The following is a 20,225-nucleotide window of genomic DNA, read 5'->3' as shown; positions in this document are numbered from 1 at the left end:
TTGATCGGGCTCTGGGCGGCGATGGGCCTGAACCAGCAACGGCGGGGATATGGCTGTGCGGACGTATCCCCGATGTGTCCGGCTTTGCGGGGAAATGTACCGAAGTGTCGGGGTCGCGCAGCGGCGATACAAAGCGATACAAACTGCCGCAGTGACGAAGAAACAGCTGCGGCCAATGCGACCACCTGCCGAGGCAGCGCGATTGTATCGGAATGTATCCAGGCGGCCGGAAGCTACATCCGTATTCAAAAAACGGTTGCTTACGACATATCGGGGATACAAGTAGAGCACCTTTTCGCGACCGTGATCCATTCGACAGGAGAGACCGATGTCAGAGCAAATCAACCACCACCGCCGCCGTTTCTTCGGCATGACGGCAGTCGCCCTTGCGGCCGTCGAGTTCGGGGTGGCCGGCACGGCCGCCGCCCAGTCGTCTGCGACTGCCGCATCGGTGCCAGCTATAAAGCCCGGAACCAACACGTCCTTCGAAGCGCTGAAGCAGGTCAAGGCAGGCGTGCTCGACATCGGTTATGCCGAGGTGGGAAAGGCGGATGCCCCTGTCGTATTGCTGCTGCATGGCTGGCCCTATGACATCTATAGTTTCGTCGATGTCGCGCCGCTGCTTGCCTCGGCAGGCTACAGGGTGATCGTGCCTTATCTGCGCGGTTACGGGACGACCCGCTTCCTGGACGACCAGACGCCGCGCAATGGCCAGCCGTCAGCGCTCGCCGCCGATATGATCGCGCTGCTTGATGCGCTCGATATCGAGAAGGCTGTCATTGCCGGCTACGACTGGGGCGGGCGGACCGCCAACATCATGGCGGCGCTCTGGCCCGAGCGCTGCAAGGCGATGGTATCGGTGAGCGGCTACCTGATCGGCAGCCAGGAGGCCAACAAGAAGCCGCTTCCGCCGAAAGCCGAACTTGCCTGGTGGTACCAGTTCTATTTCGCTACCGAACGCGGTCGTCAGGGATACGAGAGCAACACGCATGATTTCGCAAAGCTTATCTGGCAGACGGCATCGCCGAAGTGGAACTTCGACGATGCGACATTCGACAGATCGGCCGCTGCCTTCGACAATCCCGATCACGTCGCGATCGTCATACACAATTATCGCTGGCGCCTGGGGCTTGTCGAAGGCGAGGCCAAGTACGATGCCTACGAGACGACGCTCGCCGCAACGCCCGTCATTTCGGTGCCGACCATCACCATGGAGGGCGATGCAAATGGTGCGCCGCATCCGCAGCCTTCCGCCTATGCCGGAAAATTCTCCGGCAAATACGAGCATCGGACGATCGACGGCGGCATTGGCCACAACCTGCCTCAGGAAGCGCCGCAGGCCTTCGCGCAAGCTGTCATAGATGTCGATCGCTTCTAATGTCGGCGCCGCCGGTCGCAGAGCCTCGTTGCTCCGACCGGCGGAATATGCGTAGCTCGCGTCAACCGCCTCGACATCGAGGCGGAGGGCGGGGGGGCCGCTTCTATCGGTAAGGAATAGGGAAATATGGATCATGTCGATCACATCCTGATCGTCGATGACGATCGCGAAATCCGCGAGCTGGTATCGGGCTACCTGCAAAGGAACGGCCTGCGCACGAGCGTTGCCGCTGACGGGCGCCAGATGCGCAGTTTTCTCGAAGCCAATGCCGTCGACCTGATCGTGCTCGATGTGATGATGCCCGGCGATGACGGGCTGGTGCTGTGCCGTGAACTGCGCGCCGGCCGGCACAAGGCGATCCCGATTCTGATGCTGACGGCCCGTACCGACGAGATGGACAGGATCCTCGGACTGGAGATGGGCGCCGACGACTATCTTCCCAAGCCCTTTGCCGCGAGGGAACTGCTCGCCCGCATCAAGGCGGTGCTGCGGCGCACGCGGATGTTGCCGCCCAACCTGCAGATCAGCGAGGCCGGCCAATTGCTGACTTTCGGCGACTGGCGGCTCGATACGGTGGCCCGGCACCTTCTCGACAAGGAAGGGACCGCGATTGCGCTCAGCGGCGCCGAATACCGTCTGCTTCGCGTGTTCATCGACCATCCGCAGCGGGTGCTCAATCGCGACCAGCTTTTGAGCCTGACGCAGGGCCGCGACGCCGATCTCTTCGATCGCTCGATCGATCTCCTGGTCAGCCGCCTGCGTCAGAGGCTGGGCGACGATGCGCGCGAACCGACCTACATCAAGACGGTGCGTAGCGAAGGCTATGTGTTTTCGGTTCCGGTCGAAATCTTGGAGCTGCGCCAATGAGGGCGGCAATCCGCTTGCGTTCGGGCCTGACGTGGCCGAGCACGTTGCGGTCGCGGATCTTTCTCATCCTGCTGATCGGATTGGCCTTGGCCTACGGGCTGTCGTTCAGTGTGCTCTATATGGAGCGGTACATGTCGGCCAAAGCTGTGATGCTTGGCACGCTGGAGAGCGACGTTGCAACGTCGATTGCCGTTCTCGATCGGCTTCCGCCAGGCGAACGCGGCGATCTGCTCGATCGGCTGAGCCGCGGCAATTATCGTTTCGTGCTCGGGCTCGGCCTTCCCGGCGTGCCTGACACGTCAAGCAAAGGGGCGGAAATCTCAGGAAAGATCGAGGAGGCCATCGGGCACCGTTTTCCGATCCGGATCGAACGAATTCCTGGCGATGTGAACCGGCTGCAGGCGCATCTGACGCTCAGCGACGGAAGCCCGTTGACGATCGACGTCACGCCGAAGGGCGTCATGCCGATTGCCGCATGGCTGCCCTATGTCTTCGTCGTCCAGATGGTGCTGCTCATCCTCTGCACCTGGTTCGCGGTTCGCCAGGCGATCCGGCCGCTCGGCGAGCTTGCCGCCGCCGCCGATGCGCTTGACCCGAACAAGGACGGTCCGGCGATGAGTGAGGCGGGGCCGAGCGAGGTCGCGCATGCGGCAAGAGCGTTCAACGCGATGCGGGAGAGGATCGCCCATTACCTCGAAGAGCGCGTCCAGATTCTGGCGGCCATCTCGCATGACCTGCAGACGCCGATCACCCGCATGCGGCTGCGCGCCGACATGGCGGAGGATTCGCCGGAGAAAGACAAGCTGGTGCACGATCTCGGCGAGATCCAGCGCCTCGTTCAGGACGGCATTGCCTATGCACGCAGCGCGCATGGCAATGGCGAGAAGAGTGCCCGCATCGATCTCGCCTCGTTCATCGACAGCATAGCCTACGACTACCAGGATACTGGAAAGGCCGTCACCGTGGTCGGCCTGGTTCAGGGTGCTGCCTTCACCAAGCCGCATGCTCTTCGCCGCATCCTGTCGAATTTCATCGACAATGCGCTGAAGTTTGCCGGCGCTGTCGAGATCAGCGTCGCGCGCAGCGCCGAGAACGATATCGTCATATCAGTCATGGACCGCGGGCCGGGAATTCCGGACGATATGCTGGAAGCGGCCATGCAGCCTTTCTTCCGGCTGGAACAATCCCGCAACCGGGAGACCGGCGGCACCGGTCTCGGTCTCGCGATCGCCCAGCAGCTGACGGCCAAGATCGGCGGATCACTCCGGCTCTACAATCGCGCCGGCGGTGGTCTGGCGGCGGAAGTCACCATCCGTTGACGTCGGCAGTCACCGCAAAATTTCGAGATGTTTGTATTTAAGGATGTCCTCGATATCGGATGCTACGTTTTGTGACATTTCGGGCAATTTCGGAAACATGGCGGATATATCCGTCGGTCAAACCACACTCCGTCAACCCGGCCGCGCAGCGCGGCCAGTCGCCTGGAGCGACGCAACACAAGGAGTGTTCCATGACAAAGATCGACAAGGTTCTCTATACCGGCAAAACCCACACGACGGGCGGGCGCGACGGCGCGTCGCACAGCGACGACGGCCAGCTTGATATCAAGCTTTCGCCTCCGGGCAGCAACCGCGCCGGCACCAATCCCGAACAGCTTTTCGCCGCCGGTTGGTCTGCCTGCTTCATCGGCGCGATCGGTTTCGCCGCGGCTAATCAAAAGGTCAAGCTTCCAGCCGATCTTGCCGTTGACACCGAGGTCGATTTGGGAACCGCCGATGGCGGCTATTTCCTGCAGGCCCGTCTCAAGATCAGCCTGCCCGGGATCGAAGCGGATGTGGCACGAGCCCTCATTGAAGAGGCTCACCAGACCTGCCCCTATTCGAAGGCCACGCGCGGCAATATCCATGTCGAATTGACCGTTGCCTGATGGATGGATTCGTCGCCGGCCATTGGCTGCGGCGGACAGGGGACGTGCGCCGAAAACAAGCAGGACGAGGCCGATCGGGCCTCGTCGATGGAGGATTTGATGAGATTGATGATCATCTGTTTTTTGGGAGTGGCGATCTTCGCCGCGCCCTGCATCTACGACATAAGCTCGCAGGAGCCTTCGCCGCTCGCAGGCCTCGTGACGGCGGCATCAACAGCTTCGTCTTCCGGGGAGCAGCGGCCGTTCGAGCCGATTTCGGCGTCAAGGCAACTCCTCTTCTGACCTCACCAAAGGAGAAAGACCGTGAAGCTCTATCAGAATGAAATTTCCTCGGCGACATCTCGCGTCCGCATCGCGCTCGCCCTCAAGGGGCTGACGGCGGAAGCGCTGCCGGTTAGCATCCTCGGTGAGGATGCCGAGAGCCGGCAGGCCGGATATCGCAGCGTCAATCCGCAGGGGCTCGTGCCGGCCTTGCTGACGGATAGCGGTGTCCTCCTTACCCAGTCGCTGGCGATCGTCGAATATCTCGACGAGATCCAGCCCGAGCCTCCATTGCTGCCTGACACCGCGGAAGGCCGGGCGCAGGCGCGGTCGATCGCGCTTGCGATCGCAGCCGAGATCCATGCGCTGCTGCCGCCGCGGATCGGCCTGCATCTCGGAAAGGTCTTCCAGGCGGATGCCGATGCCATTACTGCCTGGAATCGTCATTGGGTCGGCGAGGGAATGGCCGCGGTCGAGACGATGATCGCCGGCCGCAGGCCGGGAGCCTTCGCCGTTGGGGATCAGCCTGGTATTGCCGAGATCTTCCTCTTCCCGCAGGCGATCAGCGCCCGGCGCCTCGGCTTCGATCTCGCCAGCTGGCCCAATATCGCGGAGATCGTCGCCAGACTGGAGGGGATACCGGCTTTCCAGGAGAATGCGCCGGCGCCGAGACGATGATCCAATCTATGAAGAATCGGCCGCAAGTGACTGCAGCCGATTCTCTTCTGGTGTTCTGGCCTTGGCGATGAGACGTAGCCTTCATGGCCCGTCGGCCGCTTTTAACGGTTGACCCTTGCCTGCAGATGCGCGGGATAACGATCGCCTTCCACCTTGATCGTGGCGAGCGCGCTTTCGATGCTGGCAAGGTCCTCAGCCGTCAGTTCGACTTCAGCGGCCTGGATGTTCTCCTCGAGGCGATGCAGCTTGGTAGTGCCGGGGATCGGCGCGATCCAGGGCTTCTGCGCCAGCAGCCATGCGAGAGCCACTTGGGCGGAGGTTGCCTTTTTGCGGGCGGCGATTTCTCCGAGACGATCGACGAGCACCTGGTTGGCCTTTCGCGCCTCCTGAGAAAAGCGTGGCACGACGTTGCGGAAATCCTTGCTGTCGAAGGTGGTCGTTTCACTGATCGCGCCCGTCAGGAAGCCCTTACCAAGCGGGCTGAAGGGCACGAAACCGATGCCGAGCTCTTCCAGCGTTGGCAGGATTTCCTGCTCGGGTTCGCGCCACCACAGCGAATATTCGCTTTGTAGTGCTGCCACCGGCTGGACGGGATGGGCGCGGCGGATCGTCTGGGCGCCCGCTTCCGAGAGGCCGAAATGTCTGACCTTGCCCTCCACGATCAGCGCCTTGACCGTGCCGGCGACATCCTCGATCGGAACATCGGGATCGACGCGATGCTGGTAGAAGAGATCGATGACATCGGTCTTCAAACGCTTCAGCGCCTGGTCGGCCACCGCGCGGATCTGTTCCGGCCGGCTGTTCATGCCGCTCTGGCCGCCATTGGCATCGAAGTTGAAACCGAATTTCGTGGCGATCACCACCTCCTCGCGAAAGGGCGCCAAGGCCTCTCCCAGAAGCTCTTCGTTCTTATAGGGGCCATAGGCCTCGGCCGTGTCGAAGAAGGTCACGCCGCGTTCAAATGCCCGCCGGATCAGTGCGGTCGCTTCCTGAATATCTGTCGCTGGGCCATAACCGTAACTCAGCCCCATGCAGCCGAGACCGATGGCTGAGACATGAAGTCCGCTCTTTCCAAGTTCACGTTTCTGCATAGAAGTTTCCTCTTCTAACCTTGGTATTGCGTGTCTGTGACATGCTCCATCCAGTCGACGACCTTGCCGTCGAGCTGTTCCTGGATGGCGATATGGGTCATCGCCGTTGTCGGCGATGCGCCGTGCCAATGGCATTCACCCGGTGCGAAGCAGACGACGTCGCCGGCGCGGATCTCCTCGACCGGGCCGCCTTCGCGCTGCACGCGACCGCAGCCCGATGTGACGATCAGCGTCTGGCCGAGCGGATGGGTGTGCCAGGCGGTGCGGGCTCCGGGCTCGAAGGTGACGCTGGCGCCAGCCGCGCGTGCGGGGCTGGTCACGGCAAACAGTGGGTCGACACGCACGCTGCCGGTAAACCAGTCGGCTGGTCCCTTGGCCGAAGGCTGCGAACCGCTTCGCTTGATATCCATCTTTGTCTTCCTTTCGATGTCGGGGTGGACATGTCCACTCGAGCAGCAAGGTATTTAGCGCGTGTGTTTGGTCGCGATTAGATGGTATAAACGGCAAGAACCCATGAGAAAGTTTCATGAATGCCGCGCCCCGCCGTCAACGACCTCATCGCCTTCCTCGCCGTTGCACGCGCACAGAGCTTCACCAAGGCGGCGGGCAAGCTGGGTGTGTCGCAATCGGCGCTCAGCCACACCATCCGCGGGCTCGAGGAGCGGCTTGGACTGCGATTGCTTACCCGCACGACCCGCAGCGTCGCGCCGACAGAGGCCGGCGAACGCCTGCTCGGCTCCATCGGACCGCGGCTCGACGAGATCGAGAGTGAACTGGCTGCCTTGAGCGCCTTCCGGGAGAAGCCGGCAGGCACCATCCGCATCAATGCCGGCGAGCATGCGGCCGATGCCGTCCTCTGGCCCGCCTTGCAAAAGCTCCTGCCTGAATATCCCGATATCAATGTCGAAATCATCGTCGACTACGGTCTGACCGACATCGTCGCGGAGCGCTACGATGCGGGGGTGCGGCTTGGAGAACAGGTGGCGAAGGACATGATCGCGGTGCGCATCGGCCCCGACATGCGGATGGCCGTGGTCGGCGCTCCCGCCTATTTCGACACCAGGCCGAAGCCGCTGACGCCGCAGAACCTTACGGATCACAATTGCATCAATCTGCGTCTGCCGACCTATGGCAGCGTTTATGCGTGGGAGTTCGAGAAGGACGGGCGCGAGCTCAGGGTTCGGGTCGAAGGACAGTTGATCTTCAACAATATAGCCCTGCGGCTGAACGCGGTGCTGGCTGGTCTTGGGCTGGCCTATATGCCGGAGGACTTGGTCGAGGCGCATCTTGCCGACGGGCGGCTGGTGCGCGTCCTCGAGGATTGGTGTCTGCCGTTTTCCGGCTACCATCTCTACTATCCGAGCCGCCGGCATACGTCGCCGGCATTCGCCCTCGTCGTCGATGCACTTCGCTATCGAGGATAGACGCCCACTATGTCGGGCCGCCCGGACAGGCATATATCCGAACCAGGAGTGATCGGCTCTTGCCGGAAGCGAACTCATGCCTGCCAGTGATTTGACATTCCATCACTCGCCGCTAATTCACACTTGAAATTGAAGGAAACAGTGAATGAATACTGCGGCACCTGCCACGAAAGCTCGGACCGGCGTGTCCGGTTTGGATACAGTTCTGGCGGGGGGCCTCTCGCCGGGGCACGTTTTTCTCCTGGAGGGGAATCCGGGAGCTGGCAAAACGACGATTGCGCTGCAGTTCCTAATCGAAGGTGCGCGGCTCGGCGAGCAGGGGCTCTACATCACCCTTTCGGAAACCGAGAGCGAACTTCGGGCCGGTGCCGCATCGCACGGCATGGTGATCGATGGGAATATCGAGGTCTTCGAGGTCGTGCCTCCGGAAAGCCTACTGGATGCCGACCAGCAGCAGAGCCTGCTTTATTCGTCGGATCTTGAACTCGGAGAGACGACAAAGGAAATCTTTGCCGCTTTCGAGCGGATCAAGCCACGTCGCGTGGTTCTCGACAGTCTGTCGGAGATAAGGCTGCTCGCGCAAAGCTCGTTGCGCTACCGCCGGCAGATCCTCGCGCTCAAACATTATTTTGCCCGACAAGGCGCGACAGTCCTTCTGCTCGATGATCTGACGTCCGAGGTGCTCGACAAGACAGTGCACAGCGTCGTGCACGGCGTCATCCATCTCGAAGAGATGGCGCCGAGCTACGGCTCCGAACGCCGACGTCTCAGGGTCATAAAATATCGCGGACAGGCCTTCCGCGGCGGCTATCACGATTTCATCATCCAGACTGGGGGGGTTAAAGTCTTTCCGCGGCTCGTCGCCGCCGAACACAGATCGAGTTACGCACGTGATCAGATTTCCTGCAATATTGCAGAACTGGATCTGCTTCTCGGAGGTGGCCTGGAGCGAGGTTCCAGTACACTCATACTTGGTCCCGCCGGCACCGGCAAAAGCACGTTCTCCTTTCAATTCCTGATGGCTGCGGTCGCGCGCGGCGAGAAAGTGGCGGCCTTCATTTTTGACGAGGAGCTGGGCCTGCTCTTCACGCGGCTGAAGGCGCTCGGAATGGATCTCGAAGCCATGCGAAACGCGGGTCATATCCACATCGAACAGCTCGATGCCGCCGAACTGTCGCCGGGCGAATTCGCCCACCGCGTGCGCAATTGCGTCGACAAGGCGGATGCGAAAACCGTCATCATCGATAGTATCAACGGTTACCAGGCTTCGATGCCGGATGAGAATTCGCTGATCCTTCATATGCATGAGCTGCTGCAATATTTGAACAGGCAAGGCGCCAACACCTTTCTCACCGTGGCCCAGCACGGGCTGGTCGGTGACATGAAGGCACCTGTCGACGTTACCTATCTCGCCGATACCGTCATTCTGCTGCGTTACTTCGAGGCGGCCGGAAAGGTGCGGCGTGCAGTCTCGGTGATCAAGAAGAGGACCGGCTTTCACGAGGATACCATCCGGGAGTATCGCATCGACGCTTCCGGCTTGAGGTTCGGCGATCCTCTCGTCGGGTTCCAGGGCGTGCTTCGCGGCGTTCCCGAATTTGTCACGACCTCAACGCCGCTCCTTGCGACCGATGGCGGGGATAGCGGCAATTCCTAATTCCGGCAAACCGAAAGCATTGATCTACACCCCCGTCGGTCGCGATGCCTGGGTGGCGAGATCATTGGTCGATGAGGCCGGATTGGCATCGATTGCCACCACCGACCTGCCTATGTTCGCGTCATCGCTCAGCGATGACGTCGCGCTTGGCGTCCTGACGGAGGAGGCCGTTCGCTCGAGCGATCTCAAGCCGATCGCCGCCTGGGTTTCGGCCCAGCCGAGCTGGTCTGACCTACCGTTCATCGTGCTCACCACACGTGGTGGCGGACCTGAACGAAATCCGGCCGCTGCCAGGCTTTCCGAGGTTCTTGGCAACGTCACCTTCCTGGAAAGGCCGTTCCATGCGACCTCGTTCATCAGCGTGGCCCGGACCGCATTAAAGGGGCGCCTGCGCCAATATGAAGCGCGAACCCGGCTTGAGGCTCTGGGCGAGGGAGAGCGGCGGTTGCAGACCGCTCTCGCCGCCGGTCGTCTCGGGGCATGGGAGCTGGAGCTGTCCTCGATGGCATTGTCGGCCTCGGCGACCTGCAAAGCAATCTTCGGCCGAAGCCCCGATGACGATGTCACACGCGACGATCTGATCGCAAGTATCCACCCCGACGACCGGGATCTTGTGCTGGCACGGTTGCGCCAGACGATCGATACTGGACGCGACTATTCGATCGAGCACAGGACGATCTGGCCGGATGGATCGCTGCATTGGACCGAGGTCCACGCGCAGCTTTATTCCGACAGATATGGTTCCGCCATGAAACTCGTCGGCGTCTGCTCCGATACCACTGTCCGCAAGACCATTGAGGAAAACCTGAGACGGCTCAATGAAAACCTCGAAGAGCGCGTGAGGGAACGGACCAAAGAGGTCAATGCGGCTCACCAGACCCTGCTCGAAGAAGTCGCCCAGCGTGAAAGAGCCGAGGAGCAGCTTCGCCAATCACAGAAGATGGAGGCGATCGGCCAACTGACCGGCGGCGTCGCACACGATTTCAACAATCTGCTGATGGTCGTTCTCGGAAATCTGGAGCTGCTCGGCAAGCATGTTGCCGGAGATGCCAAGGCGACGCGCCTGGTCGACGGGGCGGTTCAGGGTGCGCGGCGCGGGGCGGCGCTGACGCAGCGGCTGCTGGCTTTTGCCAGACAGCAGGATCTGCAGGTCAAGCCGATCGATCTGGCCGAGCTGGTCTCCGGCATGAAAGATCTACTGCGGCGCTCTGTGGGATCCTCGATCAGTATCGAAACCATCCTGCCGGCAACCCTGCCGCCGGCGCTGGTCGATGCGAACCAGCTCGAACTGGCGCTGCTCAACCTTGCGGTCAATGCCCGCGATGCGATGCCGGATGGCGGGACGCTGTCCATATCGCTGCGTGATGCGCAGGTGGCCGGCGATGACGGCACTCTCGACAAGGGCGCCTATCTTGTGTTGGCGGTGGCCGATAGCGGCACCGGCATGGACGCGGAGACGCTGAAGAAGGCGGTCGATCCGTTTTTCTCGACCAAGGAACTCGGAAAGGGCACGGGCCTCGGCTTATCGATGATCCACGGGCTTGCCGTTCAGCTCAATGGCGCACTTCGTCTGACAAGCGAACTTGGGGTCGGGACGACCGCTGAGTTGTGGCTTCCGGCAACCGAACAGCGCCCCGAGCGGGTGATCGAAGCGGAACTGCCCGTTCCGCAAGCTGCATCCAGACTGAAGATCCTGCTGGTCGATGACGATGCCTTGATCGCCATGAGTTCGGTCGACATGCTTGAAGATCTCGGCCACGAGGTCGTCGAAGCAAACTCCGGCGCGCAGGCGCTGGAACTGATCAGCAGCGGTCAGCATTTCGACCTTGTCATAACCGACTATTCGATGCCTGGTATGACCGGCGCACAGCTTGCCCAGGCCGCAAGGGAGATTTATCCAGCATTGCCGATCGTGCTGGCGACAGGTTACGCCGATCTTCCCGCCGGCACCGATATCGATCTTCCGAGATTGGCAAAGCCCTATGATCAGGCTCAGCTCGCCAAGGAAATCGCCAAGGCGATGGCAAGCGAAACAATTCAGCTTCTCAGGTCCGGCAGTGGTGCACGGGGCTCAGGGCCTCCACTGCCGCGCGTCCTTTCAGGCGCGCAAAGGACGCTGTAACACTTTTAAGCGCTGCATCATTGTGTCCTTAAATCGATTCCGATTTAAGAATTATGCCTTGGCCTGTCCAAGGCCGACGATGCCAGCAATGAAATCGGCGATGGCGCCTGTGTCGTCCAGATCGAAGACCGGCAGGGCCGTATCCGTGACGGCATGATCGGCGGCGATAGCGCAGATATGGGGATCGCCCGGCGCCAATGGTTCACGATTTGCCGCCTCCAGGCGGCGGGCCTCGATCTTCGGGATCGGCTCGCGCTTGTAACCTTCGATCAGCACGAGGTCGCAGGGGGCGAGGCGGGCGAGGATCTCCTCGAACTCAGGTTCGGGGGCACCGCGCAGCTCGTGCATGATGGCGTAGCGGGTGCCGGAGACGATGGTGACCTCGTGGGCGCCGGCCTGGCGGTGGCGGTAGCTGTCGGCCCCGACCTTGTCGATGTCGAAATCATGATGGGCGTGCTTGATCGTCGAGATCCTGTAGCCGCGGCGGGTGAACTCCGTCACCAGTCGGACGGCGAGCCCCGTCTTGCCTGAGTTCTTCCAGCCGGCGATGCCGAAGATTTTCGGTGCGGTCATCCACGAAGGGCCTCCAGCCAGCGTTCCGCCTCGACGAGATCGTCGGGCGTATTGATGTTGAAGAAAGGGTCGAGCAGGCTGGCGCGGGTCGGATGCAGCGGAAACGCCACTTCCGTAACGGCATGCCGTAACAGGAAGTCGCGTACGCGGCGCTTCTCGTCGGTGGTGATCCAGGCTTCGAGATCGGCGGCCAGCGTCACCGGCCACAGCCCGAAGACGGGATGGCTGCGGCCCTCGGAGGCGGCAATGGCGATCTGCGACGGGTGCTCGATCGCAGCCGCCAGCCGGGCGACGAGATCGGCCGGGAAGAACGGGCAATCCACCGAGACGGTGACGACATGGGTGATCGAGGGCAGGCCGGCGGCATAGACCATGGCTGCATGGATGCCGGCCATCGGCCCGGCCTTACCGCGAAAACGGTCGGGAACGACAGGCACGCCCTCGGCGGCGGCATCGGCATTGACGGCAACGAGCGGGGCCTGCTGCGAGAGGCGGGTCAGCACATGGTGGAGCAGGCTCTCGGCCCCGAGCATCACGCCGGCCTTGTCGCGGCCCATGCGCTGCGAGCGGCCGCCAGCCAATACGACGCCTGCTATATCAGATCTGCCAAGCGAGAATTCAGCCATCATCCTTCCTCAGACCGGCGCGCGCGGTGCGGATTCCTGCGCGATCGGCGATACGCGGCGCTTGGCCTCACGATAGAACGTATAGAGGCCGGAGGCGATGACGATCGCAGCGCCGACGAGCGTCCAGCTGTCAGGCACTTCGGCGAAGAAGAGGAAGCCGAGCAGAGAGGAAAAGATCAGGCTGGTATAGCGGAACGGCGCGACGAAGGAGATTTCGCCGGTGCGCATGGCGAGGATAACCGACTGGTAGCCGACGAGCACCAGCACCGATGCGAGCACGAGATGCCCAAGTGCGCTAGCGCTGACCGGCTGCCAGCCGCCGAGCAGCGGGATGAGCAGCGCGCCGAAGAAAGAGGCTGATATGGCGGTGATGACGGTTATCATCAGTGAGGGAATTTCCGGGCTGATGCTCCGGGTGGCGAGATCGCGGCCGGCCGTCGTCAGCACCGCGGCGACGCAGAGCAGGGCGGCGGCGGTGAAACCTTCCGGGCCAGGGCGGATGATGATCATCACGCCGACGAGGCCGACGAGGATCGCCGACCAGCGCCGCCAGCCGACCGGCTCACCGAAGAACAGCGCAGCACCGAAAGTGACGACCAACGGCAGCGACTGCAGGATCGCCGAGGCATTGGCGATCGGCATCATGCCGAGCGCGGTGATATAGGTGACGGCGGAGAGCGTCTCACAGATGATCCTGAAGATGATCATCGGCTGCAGCATGACCCGCCAGGAGCGCAGCGCGCCCATTTTCCAGGCGATCAAATAGACGAGCAGGCTGGTGAAGAGACCGCGCAGGAACATGATCTCGCCGGCGTTCATATAGGCGATCACCGATTTGGACAGAGCGTCGCTGGCGGAAAAGCCGGCCATCGCCATGCTCATATAGATGGCGCCCTCAGTATTGCGTGATCGCGGCATGAAGAGATTCCCGTTACCTGTGCGCCCCTTTTAGTCGCGAAGATGCATGAAGGGAATCGGATGAATGTCACACCAGGCATAAATCGATGATGCGGTGCACAATGGCACTGATGTCAACGCAGGCGTGTGGGTGGAAGTCTAGACAAGTGCCTGTTTTATAACGTGAATTCCGATATTTCCGACGCCGCGATCAAGGCGTCGATGAGGACGCACCGTCGCGTTGCCTGTTCGGCCATAGGTGTTTTTCTCGTCCTGCGCGGGAAACAGGTGGCTGCATCGCCTGATGTTTGAGCATCTCAGGTCTCGCAACAACCCAGGAGAGACCGATATGACACTTCTCAACGACAAGATCGCAATCATCACCGGCGCAAGCTCCGGCATCGGCCGCGCGGCGGCGAAACTCTTTGCACGGCAAGGCGCCAAGCTCGTGGTCACCGGCCGGCGGCAGGACGCGCTCGATGCCGTCATCGCGGAAATCGAGGCGGAGGGTGGTCAGGCCGTCGCCATATCAGGCGATGTCAGGGACGAGGCGCTGCAGGCAAGGCTCGTCGAGACGGCAGTTTCGCGTTTCGGCCGGCTCGACATCGCCTTCAACAATGCCGGCATTCTCGGTGAGATGGGGCCGGTCGCCGGGCTGTCGCTGGAGGGCTGGCGCGAGACGATCGAGACCAATCTCACCGCCGCCTTCCTCGGCGCCAAGCACCAGTCGGCGGCGATGGGAAAAGGCGGCGGATCGCTGATCTTCACCTCGACTTTCGTCGGCCACACCGTCGGCATGCCTGGCATGGCCGCCTATGCGGCGAGCAAGGCGGGGCTGATCGGCTTCGTGCAGGTGCTCGCCGCTGAACTCGGAGCGCAGAAGATCCGCGTCAACGCATTGCTTCCCGGCGGCACCGACACACCCGCCAGCATTACCAACGCGCCGGATGCCACGCCGGAGGTGCTCGCCTTCGTGGAGGGGCTGCATGCGCTGAAACGCATGGCGCAACCCGAAGAGATCGCCAATGCGGCGCTTTTCCTCGCTTCCGACATGTCGAGCTTCGTGACCGGCACGGCGATGCTTGCAGATGGTGGGGTTTCGATCAGCCGAACATAGAGCGGGCAAGGGAAGGTGCCGTCAGGTTATCGCTGCGGCACGTTCTTTGTTGCGGCGGGCTATGCCGCCGCAACAAAGGCATCGATCAGGCGACTTCGCGTATGTCTCCTTCCGCCTGGCGGTCGAGGTAGGCGACCAGATCCTCGATGGTGACGAGGGGTAGGTTGTGGCGTTCGGCGAAGAGCGTGAGTTCGGGCAGACGGGACATGGTTCCATCGTCGTTGGCGACTTCGCAGATGACGCCGGCGGGGACCCTTCCGGCGAGGCGGGCGAGATCGACGGCGGCTTCGGTATGGCCGGGGCGGCCGAGCACGCCGCGGGGGTTGGCGCGCAGCGGAAAGATGTGGCCGGGACGGGCGAATTCATCTGGCTTTGCGCGATCGTCGACGAGGGCGCGGACGGTGGCGGCGCGGTCGGCAGCCGAGATGCCCGTCGTCGTGCCCTTGAGATAATCGACGGAGACCGTAAAGGCGGTTTTGTGCGATTCCGTGTTGTTGGGCACCATCAGCGGAATATCGAGCGCATCGAGGCGCTCGCCTTCCATGGCAATGCAGACGAGGCCGCGGGCGTGGGTCATCATGAAGGCGATTGTTTCCGGAGTGACGGCATCGGCCGCGACCACGATATCGCCTTCGTTTTCCCGGTTTTGGTCGTCAACGACGACGACCATCTTGCCGCTGGCAATGGCTGATATGGCATCTTCAATTGTTGCGATAGTCATGCTGTCTGGCCTTTCAAGGGTTATGTCAGCGGGCTGACATGGTCTGCTCGGCTCAATCCGTGAGCGAGCCTTCTGCCCTTGGGCGAACAAACGTCAGCCGACTCCGTGATGGAGTGCGACTGCCCGTGTTGTCCTCTTCCATCCGGACTATACCGTCGGCTCCGGCATCTCACCGGATCTGCTGACCTTCCAGCAATTCAAAGTGCTACAGCGTCGTTTGCGCGTCTGAAAGACGCCGGCGCTGTGGTGCCGGAAGCGCTCGCGGGCTCCAGGATCACTCCTGATACCGCCGGTGGGGAATTACACCCCGCCCTGAGAACATTTCAAAGATAGGATCAAAAATAGGCAGATGGCAAGGTCAGTCGACCGGGCAAAAATGCAAAGCTGCCCTAACGCCGATGGACACACTGTTCACATGGAGGCGACGACCGGCTCGCCTTCAGTGCTTGGTTGGTGGTTTGGTCCTTCCATGCATGTCGTTGTCCCAAACCACTGCGCACTTTTAGGCGACATGCATCAGGACATGATCAGGCCGCCGTCGACATTGATCGTCTGGCCGGTGATATAGGCGGCGTCATCGCTGGCGAGGAAGGTGACCAGGCCGGCGACATCCTCTCCGGAGCCGGCCCGTTTCATCGGGATGCCCTCGACCCATTCCTTCATCAGTTCGCCGGGGGCGTAGTTGCCGAGCAGCTTGCCCCAGGCCTGGTCGTTATAGGCCCACATGTCGGTCTCGATGATACCGGGGCAGAAGGCGTTGACGGTGATCTTCTCGGTCGCGACTTCTTTGGCCAGGCTCTGGGTGATGCCGACGACGCCCATTTTCGAGGCGGCATAATGCGGCGTGTAGATGAAGCCGTCGCGGGCCTGGCCGGAGGCGGTGTTGATGATGCGGCCGCCGCGCTTGTGCTTGCGCATTCTTGATATCGCCTCCTGGGCGCAGAGGAAGACGCCCTTGGTGTTGACGGCCATCACCTTGTCCCACTCGTTTTCGGTCAGGTCCTCGACCCGGGCGATGGTAATGACGCCGGCATTCTGGATCGAGACGTCGACCGAGCCGAATTCCTTCTCGGCGGCATCGTAGAGGGCCTTGACGCTTGCCTTGTCGGTAACGTCGCCGATGAAGGAGATCGCCTTGCCGCCTTCGGCCCGGATCTGTTCGGCAACGCCGTGGACCAGCTCCTCGTTGGCCGAAACGACGAGATTGGCGCCTTCGCGCGCAAAGCGTCTGGCGATGGCAGCGCCGATGCCGCGGCTGCCTCCCGTGATCACGACCGTCTTATCTTCGAAGCGTTTCATGCTCTTTCCTTCCCGGTAAACAGCAAATCTGGGCGTGACCTGCCCTGCGATGATTATTGGAGCTCAAGCGGTTGCCGAGATAATCTTGGCGAATTCAGGCAGTCTTGAGCGCCGTCCGTTCGACAGCCCGTTCGATCGGCGTGAAGGGCGGGCAGACGACGATATCGCACGCCGTCTTGCCCGTTATTCCCTTCAGCGCCTCGATCTCAGCTAGGGAGGAAGCGAGACCGTTCATTATCCAGTTGCCGGCAATGAGCTTTCGCCTCGCCATCACCAGCAGCAGAAACCGCCGTCGACGAGAAGATCGACGCCGGTCACGAAGCTTGCCGCATTCGACAGCAAGAACACTGCCGGGCCTACCATCTCGTCCACCGCTGCCATTCGCTGCATTGGCGTTTGCTCTTCGAAGAGCTTGGTCTGATGAACCATCTCCGGACGGGTGTTCATGGGCGTTGCCGTGTATCCGGGGGAGATGGTGTTGACGCGAATGCCGCGGTCGACCCATTCCATCGCCATAGACTTCGACATATGGATCACGCCCGCCTTGGAGGCGTTATAGTGCGCTTGGCTCAGCCCTCGGTTTACGATCACACCCGACATGGAAGCGATGTTGACGATGGAGCCGCGTCCATTCTTCAGCATGGCGCGAGCCTCGGCCTGGCAGGAAAGAAAGACGCCTTTCAGGTTGATATCCATCAACGTCTGATATTGGTCCTCCTCCATCTCTTCCGCCGCGTTCGCGTTAGCGATGCCCGCCGCGTTGACTGCAAGTGTCAATGCGCCGAGATCTGCCTCGGTCCGTGCTATTGCCTCTCCAAGGGAAGACTTGCTCGTGACATCCGCCGCGATCTGGATCGAACGGCGGCCAGCGGCGCGAATATGTTCAGCCGTCCTGGCCAGCCCGTCGTCGGTTCGACGGTCGAGTAACGCCACGTCGGCGCCGCACTGTGCAAGGCCGATGGCAATGCGCTGCCCGATGCCGCTTCCGGCTCCGGTAACGATGGCAACCTGGCCGCTGAGATCGAAAAGCTTCGGGGCGTTCAGAGTGATGTCGGACACCGCTCTTCCTTTCTCTGTCTGTTTAGATGGTGGCTAGCTCCATGACCGAAACGTCATTTGCCTGGTCACGATTGAGAATGCCTGCCTGTTTGCCTTGCGCAAGCACGAGAATGCGATTGGAGACTCCGAGAACTTCCTCGAGGTCCGAGCTTACGACGATGACCGCCACGCCCCGTTTGGCAAGATTGACGATGATGTCGTAGATGCCCGCTCGGGCGCCGACGTCGATGCCTCTCGTCGGTTCGTCGAGTACGACGACCTTAGGATCGCGCATCAGCCATTTCGCGATGACGACCTTCTGCTGGTTGCCGCCGGACAGGTCCGAGGCATATTGCTCCGCACGGCCCTTCACGCCGAACTTGGCAACCGCCTTCTCCGCAAACGAGCGCTTGACGCGCGGCGTAATCCAACGCCCGCCCAGCTTGTCAAGATTGGCGTATATAATGTTCTCGCCTATCCGGTGCCCGACAACCAAGCCTTGCTCCTTGCGGTCTTCCGGGACCATCACGATGCCCTTGGCGATCGCGTCCGCCGGATCGCGCAGCCTGAGTTCTTCGCCTTCCAGCTTGATCGAACCTGCACTGATTGGGTCCGCGCCCGAAATGGCGCGGACAAGTTCCGTGCGGCCGGCGCCGACCAATCCGGCGATCCCGAGAATTTCCCCGGCGCGCACATCGAAGGTAACGTCACGGAATGAGTTGTCCGGCGAGCTCAGCCCCGACACCTGGAGTACTGGATGGTCTGTCGGAACCGGCAGGGCAGGGAACAAGCGGTCAAGTGGGCGTCCAACCATGCTCTCGACGATGGTTCGCACCGGTGTCGCGCTGTCGGAGAATTCCTGCACGCGCTCGCCATCACGAAGAACAACGATCCGGTCGGTTATTCGCTTGATCTCTTCCATGCGGTGGGAAATGTAGACGATGCCGACACCCTCTGACCGAAGCTTTCTAACCTGTTGGAAAAGAGCTTCCGTCTCCGCGCCGCCAAGGGCGGCTGTCGGCTCATCGAGGATCAGGAGCTTGGCGTTGAGAGCCAGCGCCTTGGCGATCTCGATGAGTTGTTGATTTGCTGTGGAAAGGCCGGCGACCGTCCGCGTTGCGGGTATGTGAAGGTTCAAGCGAGCGAGCTGGTCCTGGGCCCGGCGAACCATTTGGGGACGATCGACGACGCCGTTCTTGATCGGCCAACGTCCGATGAAGACGTTCTCCGCGATCGACAGTTGCGGCAGAAGCTGCAGCTCCTGGTGGATCAGGACAACGCCCTTGTCGATCGCTTCCCTTGGGGTGGCTGGGGCATAAGGCTGCCCCAGCCAGGTCATTGATCCTTCAGACGGTGTGCGGGACCCGGCGATGATGCCCGATAGCGTTGACTTGCCCGCTCCGTTTTCACCGAGAAGTGCAACCACTTCGCCCGGATAGACGTCCAAGCTGACATTCTTCAGAACCTGGAGCGGCCCATACCACTTGGATATGCCCCTCAGGGAAAGAACTGGATCAGTCATGGCACACCTCCTCAAGACCTCAACTTCATTACGGATGGTTGGCGATGAAGCCTGCGACGTTTTCTTTGGTTGTCAGCGTGGCATCCATGAGCTGGACCGGCGGCACCTTTTCTCCGGCGACAAGCTTGGCGGCGTTTTCAACCGCATCGCGGCCCATCTTCTGCGTCTGCTGGGTCGCAGTTACGTTGAAGACGCCTTTGCTGAGCGCTTCGAGAGCTGCGGTGTCACCATCGAAGCCGCCAACCACGATCTTCTGGGAAGGATTGGCGACCTTGATCGCCTGTGCGGCGCCAAGGGCGAGGCCGTCGGCCTGGGCGAACACGATCGAAACGTCCGGATTTGCCTGCAGCATATTCTGCATGATCTGGAATCCTTCGTCCTGGCTCCAGATGTTCGAGAACTGCTCGGCGACAACTTTGACGTCCGGATATGCCTTGAGAGATTCAGCGCAGCCCTTCGAACGATCGACTTCCGGCGTCGTGCCCTTCTGGCCGTGGATGATGACCATCTTCCCCTTGCCGCCGGCTTCCTTCAGGATGTAGTCGCACACGGCCTTGGCAGACGCGACGGAATCCGTTGCAAGGAATGTATCGCCGGGTGCTCCCTCGGCGTTGCGGTCAACGTTCACGACCGGAATACCAGCGTTCTTCGCGAGCTTGACCGGAACGGTCGCAGCGGCCGCACCTGCCGGAATGTAGATCAGCGCGTCGATTTTCTGGGTCAGGAGGTCCTGAATCTGATTGACCTGTGTCGGCCCGTCGCCTTTTGCGTCGACCGTGATGACTTCGATGCCGCGCTTCTTGGCTTCGGCTTCGACCGATTGCTTGATCTGGTTGAAGAAGTTTGCCTGAAGGTTGGCAACGGCCAAGCCGAGCTTCTTCAGTTCCGCCGCGTGTACGGGGCCGAGCATGAGACCCAGCAGTGCAGCAGACGCGAGCATGGTGCGCGCTATTTTCATTGTATTTCCTCCGTTGTTTGATGGAACCCTCGGGTATGTCCTCCCCCTCGGGGTATTGATCCGCCCCAA

The 20,225-nt window shown here is 61.4% G+C and carries 21 protein-coding genes and 1 riboswitch; of the genes, 10 read left to right on the top strand and 11 right to left on the bottom strand.

Annotated elements, in window-relative coordinates; genetic code table 11:
- The first annotated feature begins 328 nt into the window (after positions 1-328).
- From U5G49_RS11465 to maiA, 6 genes are all read left to right on the top strand, one after another.
- Complete coding sequence (locus U5G49_RS11465) at positions 329-1,378, top strand: alpha/beta fold hydrolase (RefSeq protein WP_193445810.1); 1,050 nt, start codon at positions 329-331, stop codon at positions 1,376-1,378.
- A gap of 126 nt (positions 1,379-1,504) precedes the next feature.
- Positions 1,505-2,245: a response regulator gene (locus U5G49_RS11460; protein ID WP_130652540.1), complete on the top strand. Its 741-nt coding sequence runs from the start codon at positions 1,505-1,507 to the stop codon at positions 2,243-2,245.
- Positions 2,242-3,564 carry a sensor histidine kinase gene (locus tag U5G49_RS11455; protein ID WP_193445809.1) on the top strand — a complete coding sequence of 441 codons (1,323 nt, stop codon included), beginning with the start codon at positions 2,242-2,244 and terminating at the stop codon, positions 3,562-3,564. Before U5G49_RS11460 ends, U5G49_RS11455 begins: the two co-directional genes overlap by 4 nt.
- A 191-nt stretch (positions 3,565-3,755) precedes the next feature.
- Positions 3,756-4,172 carry an organic hydroperoxide resistance protein gene (locus U5G49_RS11450; protein WP_193445808.1) on the top strand — a complete coding sequence of 139 codons (417 nt, stop codon included), beginning with the start codon at positions 3,756-3,758 and terminating at the stop codon, positions 4,170-4,172.
- A 99-nt stretch (positions 4,173-4,271) separates the two neighbouring features.
- On the top strand, positions 4,272-4,454 hold the full coding sequence (locus tag U5G49_RS11445) for a hypothetical protein (protein WP_193445821.1): 183 nt from the start codon (positions 4,272-4,274) through the stop codon (positions 4,452-4,454).
- A gap of 21 nt (positions 4,455-4,475) precedes the next feature.
- Positions 4,476-5,111: a maleylacetoacetate isomerase gene (gene maiA / locus U5G49_RS11440; RefSeq protein WP_193445807.1), complete on the top strand. Its 636-nt coding sequence runs from the start codon at positions 4,476-4,478 to the stop codon at positions 5,109-5,111.
- 101 nt (positions 5,112-5,212) lie between these two features.
- Here the strand turns inward: maiA and U5G49_RS11435 are convergent, their stop codons facing one another.
- Both U5G49_RS11435 and U5G49_RS11430 read right to left on the bottom strand, forming a co-directional pair.
- Positions 5,213-6,202, bottom strand: coding sequence for an aldo/keto reductase (locus U5G49_RS11435; RefSeq protein ID WP_018242311.1), 990 nt, complete (start codon positions 6,200-6,202; stop codon positions 5,213-5,215).
- Between the two features lie 14 nt (positions 6,203-6,216).
- Positions 6,217-6,612 (bottom strand): (R)-mandelonitrile lyase, encoded by a 396-nt coding sequence (locus U5G49_RS11430; RefSeq protein ID WP_018242310.1) that lies wholly within the window; start codon positions 6,610-6,612, stop codon positions 6,217-6,219.
- A gap of 120 nt (positions 6,613-6,732) precedes the next feature.
- Between U5G49_RS11430 and U5G49_RS11425 the strand changes: the two genes are divergently transcribed.
- From U5G49_RS11425 to U5G49_RS11415, 3 genes are all read left to right on the top strand, one after another.
- Entirely contained in the window at positions 6,733-7,626 is an 894-nt protein-coding gene (locus tag U5G49_RS11425) for a LysR family transcriptional regulator (protein ID WP_018242309.1), read from the top strand.
- 145 nt (positions 7,627-7,771) lie between these two features.
- A complete protein-coding gene (locus U5G49_RS11420; protein ID WP_193445806.1) occupies positions 7,772-9,283 on the top strand; it encodes an ATPase domain-containing protein in 1,512 nt (503 codons plus the stop codon).
- A complete protein-coding gene (locus tag U5G49_RS11415; RefSeq protein WP_193445805.1) occupies positions 9,258-11,405 on the top strand; it encodes a PAS domain-containing hybrid sensor histidine kinase/response regulator in 2,148 nt (715 codons plus the stop codon). Before U5G49_RS11420 ends, U5G49_RS11415 begins: the two co-directional genes overlap by 26 nt.
- A 51-nt stretch (positions 11,406-11,456) precedes the next feature.
- On the opposite strand, the gene mobB is transcribed toward U5G49_RS11415, so the two are convergent.
- From mobB to U5G49_RS11400, 3 genes are read right to left on the bottom strand one after another with little or no spacing between them, the layout of a single operon-like run.
- On the bottom strand, positions 11,457-11,978 hold the full coding sequence (mobB, locus tag U5G49_RS11410) for a molybdopterin-guanine dinucleotide biosynthesis protein B (RefSeq protein WP_113542113.1): 522 nt from the start codon (positions 11,976-11,978) through the stop codon (positions 11,457-11,459).
- Complete coding sequence (mobA, locus tag U5G49_RS11405; protein WP_193445820.1) at positions 11,975-12,604, bottom strand: molybdenum cofactor guanylyltransferase MobA; 630 nt, start codon at positions 12,602-12,604, stop codon at positions 11,975-11,977. The genes mobB and mobA overlap by 4 nt, the downstream gene beginning before the upstream one ends.
- A gap of 9 nt (positions 12,605-12,613) precedes the next feature.
- Positions 12,614-13,522 (bottom strand): DMT family transporter, encoded by a 909-nt coding sequence (locus U5G49_RS11400; RefSeq protein WP_018242304.1) that lies wholly within the window; start codon positions 13,520-13,522, stop codon positions 12,614-12,616.
- A gap of 328 nt (positions 13,523-13,850) precedes the next feature.
- Between U5G49_RS11400 and U5G49_RS11395 the strand changes: the two genes are divergently transcribed.
- Complete coding sequence (locus U5G49_RS11395) at positions 13,851-14,618, top strand: SDR family oxidoreductase (protein ID WP_113542112.1); 768 nt, start codon at positions 13,851-13,853, stop codon at positions 14,616-14,618.
- Between the two features lie 85 nt (positions 14,619-14,703).
- On the opposite strand, the gene ribB is transcribed toward U5G49_RS11395, so the two are convergent.
- The 6 genes from ribB to U5G49_RS11365 form a co-directional block, all read right to left on the bottom strand.
- Complete coding sequence (ribB, locus tag U5G49_RS11390; protein WP_113542111.1) at positions 14,704-15,339, bottom strand: 3,4-dihydroxy-2-butanone-4-phosphate synthase; 636 nt, start codon at positions 15,337-15,339, stop codon at positions 14,704-14,706.
- A 126-nt stretch (positions 15,340-15,465) separates the two neighbouring features.
- Positions 15,466-15,663, bottom strand: a riboswitch (FMN riboswitch).
- A 192-nt stretch (positions 15,664-15,855) separates the two neighbouring features.
- A complete protein-coding gene (locus tag U5G49_RS11385; RefSeq protein WP_018446376.1) occupies positions 15,856-16,638 on the bottom strand; it encodes a glucose 1-dehydrogenase in 783 nt (260 codons plus the stop codon).
- A gap of 94 nt (positions 16,639-16,732) precedes the next feature.
- A complete protein-coding gene (locus U5G49_RS11380; protein WP_246289316.1) occupies positions 16,733-16,873 on the bottom strand; it encodes a hypothetical protein in 141 nt (46 codons plus the stop codon).
- Positions 16,874-16,908: 35 nt separating this feature from the next.
- On the bottom strand, positions 16,909-17,697 hold the full coding sequence (locus tag U5G49_RS11375) for an SDR family oxidoreductase (RefSeq protein ID WP_028733040.1): 789 nt from the start codon (positions 17,695-17,697) through the stop codon (positions 16,909-16,911).
- Between the two features lie 22 nt (positions 17,698-17,719).
- Positions 17,720-19,198 carry a sugar ABC transporter ATP-binding protein gene (locus U5G49_RS11370; protein WP_193445804.1) on the bottom strand — a complete coding sequence of 493 codons (1,479 nt, stop codon included), beginning with the start codon at positions 19,196-19,198 and terminating at the stop codon, positions 17,720-17,722.
- Positions 19,199-19,226: 28 nt separating this feature from the next.
- The gene (locus tag U5G49_RS11365) at positions 19,227-20,156 is read right to left on the bottom strand and encodes a sugar ABC transporter substrate-binding protein (protein WP_018242297.1); all 930 of its coding nucleotides are present in this window, start codon (positions 20,154-20,156) and stop codon (positions 19,227-19,229) included.
- Positions 20,157-20,225 lie beyond the last annotated feature (69 nt).

This window comes from Rhizobium indigoferae (assembly GCF_034554815.1).
GTDB lineage: Bacteria > Pseudomonadota > Alphaproteobacteria > Rhizobiales > Rhizobiaceae > Rhizobium > Rhizobium leguminosarum.
The sequence above is the reverse complement of the archived record's forward strand: the minus strand, read 5'-3'. Positions and strand labels throughout refer to the sequence as shown.